Source organism: Rhodococcus sp. P3_B8 (assembly GCF_056402775.1).
Genome location: NZ_JBFUGT010000403.1, coordinates 1 through 5,123, shown reverse-complemented (window position 1 = coordinate 5,123; position 5,123 = coordinate 1). Strand labels below are relative to the sequence as shown.

Annotated in this window: 5 protein-coding genes; 3 read left to right on the top strand and 2 right to left on the bottom strand. The window is 68.9% G+C overall.

Going from position 1 to position 5,123, the window contains the following annotated elements:
- Both AC1D1G_RS41520 and AC1D1G_RS41515 read right to left on the bottom strand, forming a co-directional pair.
- Positions 1–673, bottom strand: a 673-nt coding sequence (locus AC1D1G_RS41520) for a thiolase family protein (RefSeq protein WP_477956528.1), incomplete at its 3' end; no start/stop codon positions are given.
- 107 nt (positions 674–780) lie between these two features.
- The gene (locus AC1D1G_RS41515) at positions 781–1,803 is read right to left on the bottom strand and encodes an SGNH/GDSL hydrolase family protein (protein WP_477956527.1); all 1,023 of its coding nucleotides are present in this window, start codon (positions 1,801–1,803) and stop codon (positions 781–783) included.
- Between the two features lie 135 nt (positions 1,804–1,938).
- Between AC1D1G_RS41515 and AC1D1G_RS41510 the strand changes: the two genes are divergently transcribed.
- The 3 genes from AC1D1G_RS41510 (at position 1,939) to AC1D1G_RS41500 (ending at position 5,122) form a co-directional block, all read left to right on the top strand.
- Positions 1,939–3,324, top strand: coding sequence for a cystathionine beta-synthase (locus tag AC1D1G_RS41510; protein WP_280781528.1), 1,386 nt, complete (start codon positions 1,939–1,941; stop codon positions 3,322–3,324).
- Positions 3,325–3,403: 79 nt separating this feature from the next.
- Positions 3,404–3,928 (top strand): hypothetical protein, encoded by a 525-nt coding sequence (locus AC1D1G_RS41505; protein WP_280781529.1) that lies wholly within the window; start codon positions 3,404–3,406, stop codon positions 3,926–3,928.
- 21 nt (positions 3,929–3,949) lie between these two features.
- Positions 3,950–5,122, top strand: a complete 1,173-nt coding sequence (locus tag AC1D1G_RS41500; protein ID WP_477956526.1) for a cystathionine gamma-synthase — start codon at positions 3,950–3,952, stop codon at positions 5,120–5,122.
- Position 5,123 lies beyond the last annotated feature (1 nt).

Below are 5,123 nucleotides of genomic sequence, written 5' to 3'. Positions count from 1 at the left end.
CGACGGTGCCGTCGGGGAGGGTGACCGGGGTGATCTCCCGCTCGAAGAAGCCGTTCTTGATCGCTTCCTCCGCGCGGTTCTGGGAGCGGACGCCCCAGCGGTCCTGCTCCTCACGGGTGATGCCGGTGGCCGAGGCGACGTTCTCGGCGGTCTGGCCCATCGCGATGTAGACGTCGGGAATCTGCTCGTCCTCGCGAGGGTCGGTCCAGGCGACGCCGCCCTCGGCGAGCTTCGCGGTACGCGCCTCGGCGTCGGCGAACCTCGGGTTCTTGGTGTTCGGCAGGCCGTCGGCGTTGCCGGTGACGAAGCTGGACACCGACTCGACGCCGGCGGAGACGAACACCTCGCCCTCGCCGGCCTTGATCGCGTGCAGTGCCATGCGGGTGGTCTGCAGCGAGGAGGAACAGTAGCGGTTGACGGTGACGCCGGGCAGGAAGTCGTAGCCCAGTTCCACCGCGACGACGCGGGCGATGTTGAACCCCGACTGGCCGGCGGGCTGGCCGCAGCCGAGGAGCAGGTCGTCGATCTCGGTGGGATCGAGTTCGGGGACCTTCGCCAGAGCCGCGGCCACCATCTGCGTCGTCAGATCATCCGGGCGGATGGTCTTGAGTGAGCCCTTCATGGCTCGGCCGATCGGTGAGCGTACTGCGGAGACGATGACTGCCTCGGGCATGAAAACTCCTTTGTCAACTGCGGGGGTCTGCACTGTGTTGCAGACCACCCGTTCTGTGGCCTTCCCGACAACTTACGTTGCCGGGCGGCACCGGGGACATCGCCATCTCACTCAGCGACCCGCCGCGTCCGGGACGCGGACGCCTCCTCGATCGCGAGGAGTTCGTCGAGACGGGCAGGCGAGCGTCGTCGGGCAGTGCGTCGCCACAGGAAACGGTTGAGCGAGGCGGTCATTCGGGTCGACAGCTTGCGTGATTCCGCGGCCTCCGACACCTCGGGCAGGTCGGGCAGCGGTCCGCCGTGCCACATGCCCAGAGCGGTCGCGAGAACGGGCACGATCTGCATCGCCGCCAGTTCGTACCCCGCCGCGGACGGGTGGAAGTGGTCGGAGGAGAACATCCGGTCGGGGGCCGCCAGGAACTCCGGCGCCAGCAGATCGGCCAACGCCACCGGGTGGCCACCCGCCGCGCTGGTCGCGGCCGCCTGCGCCCTCGCCAGGCGCAACCCCCACGTCCGGACGACGGTCCGCAGGGGTTGGGGGATCGCGGTCACCACCCCGAGGTCGGGGCACGTTCCGACGACGACTGCGCATTCGCGGGCGCGGAGCCGTTCCACCGCTTCCCCGAGTCTGCGCGCCGACGCCCGAATCGAGTTCTTCGATGTGACGTCGTTGGCGCCGACCAGGATCACCGCGGCGTCCGGCGGCGGTCCGGCAACGAACATCGCGTCCACCTGCCCGCTGAGTCCGCGGGACGTGGCGCCGCCGATGGCCTTGGTGCTCAGCCGGATCCGCTTGCCGGTCTCGTCGGCGAGGCGCCTCGCGATCTGCACGCCGGGAACTTCGTCCGCCGACAGGCATCCCACCCCGGCGGCCGTGGAGTCGCCGAAGATCATCAGATGGACGTCGTACGGGGTGGTCCGCAGCCAGCGTTCGGGGACGGCGTCGCCGGGGGAGTAGACGCCGTCGGCCTCCGGCGGCTTGGCGACGTTGCGCCCGATCACACCGCGGGCCGCCGTCGCCTGGGACATCAGATAGGAGTACGCCACCCACGACAGCGTGCCTGCGCTCGAACCTGCCACGACAGCCGCGGCGCCGGCCTTCACTCCGCTCTGCCAGGTCCTCTTGGGCACTGGTCTCACCTTTCCGCTACCTGGTGCTCATCTCACGGGTTCCAGCGGACTGCGTCCGCACCAATCTAGTCGGATCAGGGCCCCCGTGCCGGACGTCTGTGAGCATCGGATCAGGGCATCTGGGAGCATGGAGGCATGCGCATCGCGGAACACGTCGTCGACCTGATCGGCAACACCCCTCTCGTCAAGCTCTCTTCTGTCATCGGCGAGAACCACGGGACCGTTGCAGCCAAGATCGAATACCTCAACCCGGGTGGAAGCTCGAAGGACCGCATCGCGGTCAAGATGATCGACGCCGCGGAGGCGTCCGGTGAGCTGAAGCCGGGCGGGACCATCGTCGAGCCCACGTCCGGCAACACCGGCATCGGCCTCGCCCTGGTGGCCCAGAAGCGCGGATACAAGTGCGTGTTCGTCTGCCCCGACAAGGTCAGCGAAGACAAGCGGAACGTCCTCAAGGCCTACGGCGCCGAGGTCGTGGTGTGCCCCACCGCGGTCGCGCCCGAGCACCCCGACAGCTACTACAGCGTCTCCGACCGGCTCGCACGCGAGCTCCCCGGCGGCTGGAAGCCCAACCAGTACTCCAACCCGGGCGGCCCGCAGAGCCACTACGAGACCACCGGCCCCGAGATCTGGGCCGACACCGACGGCAAGATCACCCACTTCGTCGCGGGCGTCGGCACCGGCGGCACCATCACCGGCACCGGCCGCTACCTCAAGGAGGTGTCCGACGGCAAGGTCAAGGTCATCGGCGCCGACCCCGAGGGTTCCGTGTACTCGGGTGGCACCGGCCGTCCGTACCTGGTCGAGGGCGTGGGCGAGGACTTCTGGCCGAGCGCCTACGACCCGTCCATCCCCGACGAGATCATCGCCGTGTCCGACGCCGACTCCTTCGAGATGACCCGACGTCTCGCCCGCGAAGAGGGCCTGCTGGTCGGCGGCTCCTGCGGCATGGCCGTCGTCGCCGCACTCGAGGTCGCCAAGCGCGAGGGCCCCGACGCCGTCATCGTCGTCCTGCTGCCCGACGGTGGTCGCGGATACCTCTCGAAGATCTTCAACGACAAGTGGATGGCGTCCTACGGATTCCTCCGCACCCCGCTCGACGGCAAACCCGACGAGAAGACCGTCGGCGACGTGCTGCGCGGCAAGTCCGGCGAACTCCCGGACCTCGTCCACACCCACCCGTCCGAGACGCTGCGCGACGCCATCGAGATCCTCCGCGAGTACGGGGTGTCCCAGATGCCCGTCGTCGGCGCGGAGCCGCCCGTCATGGCCGGTGAAGTGGCGGGCAGCGTCACCGAGCGCGACCTGCTCAGTGCCGTGTTCGAGGGCCGCGCGCACCTGGCCGACCCGGTGGAGAAGCACATGAGCAAGCCGTTCCCGCTCATCGGTTCCGGCGAGCCCGTGTCGGCCGCCACGAAGGCGCTCGGCGACACCGACGCGCTGATGGTCGTCGACGACGGCAAGCCCGCCGGGGTCATCACCCGCCACGACCTTCTCGGTTTCCTCAGCGCCGGTTCCTAGACAACACTGGTCCCCGCTGCGCACGGAACGTACGGTGCACAGCGGGGCGCCGGTGCGGTGTCCGTGAGGGGGAATCACAGTGGGTGCTCGTCTGCGTCGTGTTCTGGTGGTCCCGGCCGTCCTGCTCGGGTTCGCCGCCGCCGGATGCGGGAACAGCATCGAGGGTGCCGCGGTCGCGCAGTCGGACATCGACTCGGTCTCTTCGGGTACGTCGCCTTCGGAGGCATCCGCAGACTGCACCGCGCTGACGAAGGCACTCGGCCGCCTGGTGTCGGACCGGCCGCATCTCACCGAGGCCGTACTGCCCGGATCGACCGATCCGACGTGCTCGTGGTCCAAGGGACCGACCAACGTCATGAGCACCATCACCGCGTCGGTCAAGCCGCAGGTGACGGATCCCGCCGTCCTCGTCGAGATGCGGAACGGAACCAACGTCGTCCCCGACCCCCGTTCCGCCGAGTTCGGCGGGGTGGTCCTGGACGTCGTGGCCATGGCGCTGCTCACCCCGGAACACAGCATCATCGTCAACGCGCTCGACCCCTCCGTCAGCGACGCGACCAAGCTCGACGTCGCGTTCGCGATCGCGGAGTATCTGGAGAATTAGGTCCCCACTAGGCTGGGGGCCATGAGTGAGCAGCGCAGCAAAGCGGACAACATCAGCTGGCAGGGGTTCTCCACCAAGGCCGTGCACGCAGGATTCGACCCGGACCCGCAGACGGGCGCCGTCAACGTCCCGATCTACGCGAGTTCGACGTTCGCGCAGGACGGCGTCGGCGGCATGCGTAACGGATTCGAAYACGCCCGCACCGGCAACCCCACCCGACGACCGCTCGAGGCCAACCTCGCCGCCCTCGAGTCGGGCACCTACGGTCGCGCTTTCGGCTCGGGCATGGCCGCCACCGACTGCCTGCTCCGTGCCGCGCTCCGCCCCGGCGACCACCTCGTCATCCCGAACGACGCCTACGGCGGAACGTTCCGCCTGATCGACAAGGTCTTCACCCAGTGGGGCATCGAGTACACGCCCGCCGCGGTGTCCGACGTGGACGCGGTCCGGGCAGCCATCCGCCCCAACACCAAGCTCGTATGGGTGGAGACGCCCACCAACCCGCTCCTCAACATCGGTGACATCGAGGCACTGTCCGACATCGCGCACGAGGCCGGCGCGAAGATCGTCGTCGACAACACGTTCGCCTCGCCGTACCTGCAGCAGCCGCTGCAGCTGGGCGCCGACGTCGCGCTGCACTCGACCACCAAGTACATCGGCGGACACTCCGACGTCGTCGGCGGCGCACTCGTCACCAACGACGAGGAACTCGACACGGCGTTCGCGTTCCTGCAGAACGGTGCAGGCGCGGTCCCCGGCCCCTTCGACGCGTTCCTCACGCTCCGCGGCATCAAGACCCTCTCCCTGCGCATGGAGCGGCACAGCGACAACGCCGAGAAGGTCGTCGAACTGCTCACCGGGCACTCCGCGGTGTCGCAGGTCATCTACCCCGGACTCGAGTCGCACCCCGGCCACAAGGTCGCGGAGAGGCAGATGCGCCGCTTCGGCGGCATGATCTCGGTCCGCCTCGCCGGCGGCAAGCAGGCCGCGCTGGACTTCTGCTCGCGCACCGAGATCTTCACGCTGGCCGAGTCGCTCGGCGGCGTCGAGTCGCTGATCGAGCACCCGGGTGCCATGACCCACGCCTCCACCGCCGGTTCGCTGCTCGAGGTTCCGGACGACCTGGTGCGTCTGTCCGTCGGCATCGAGGATGCCGCCGACCTCGTGGGCGACATCGAGCAGGCACTGAAGTAGT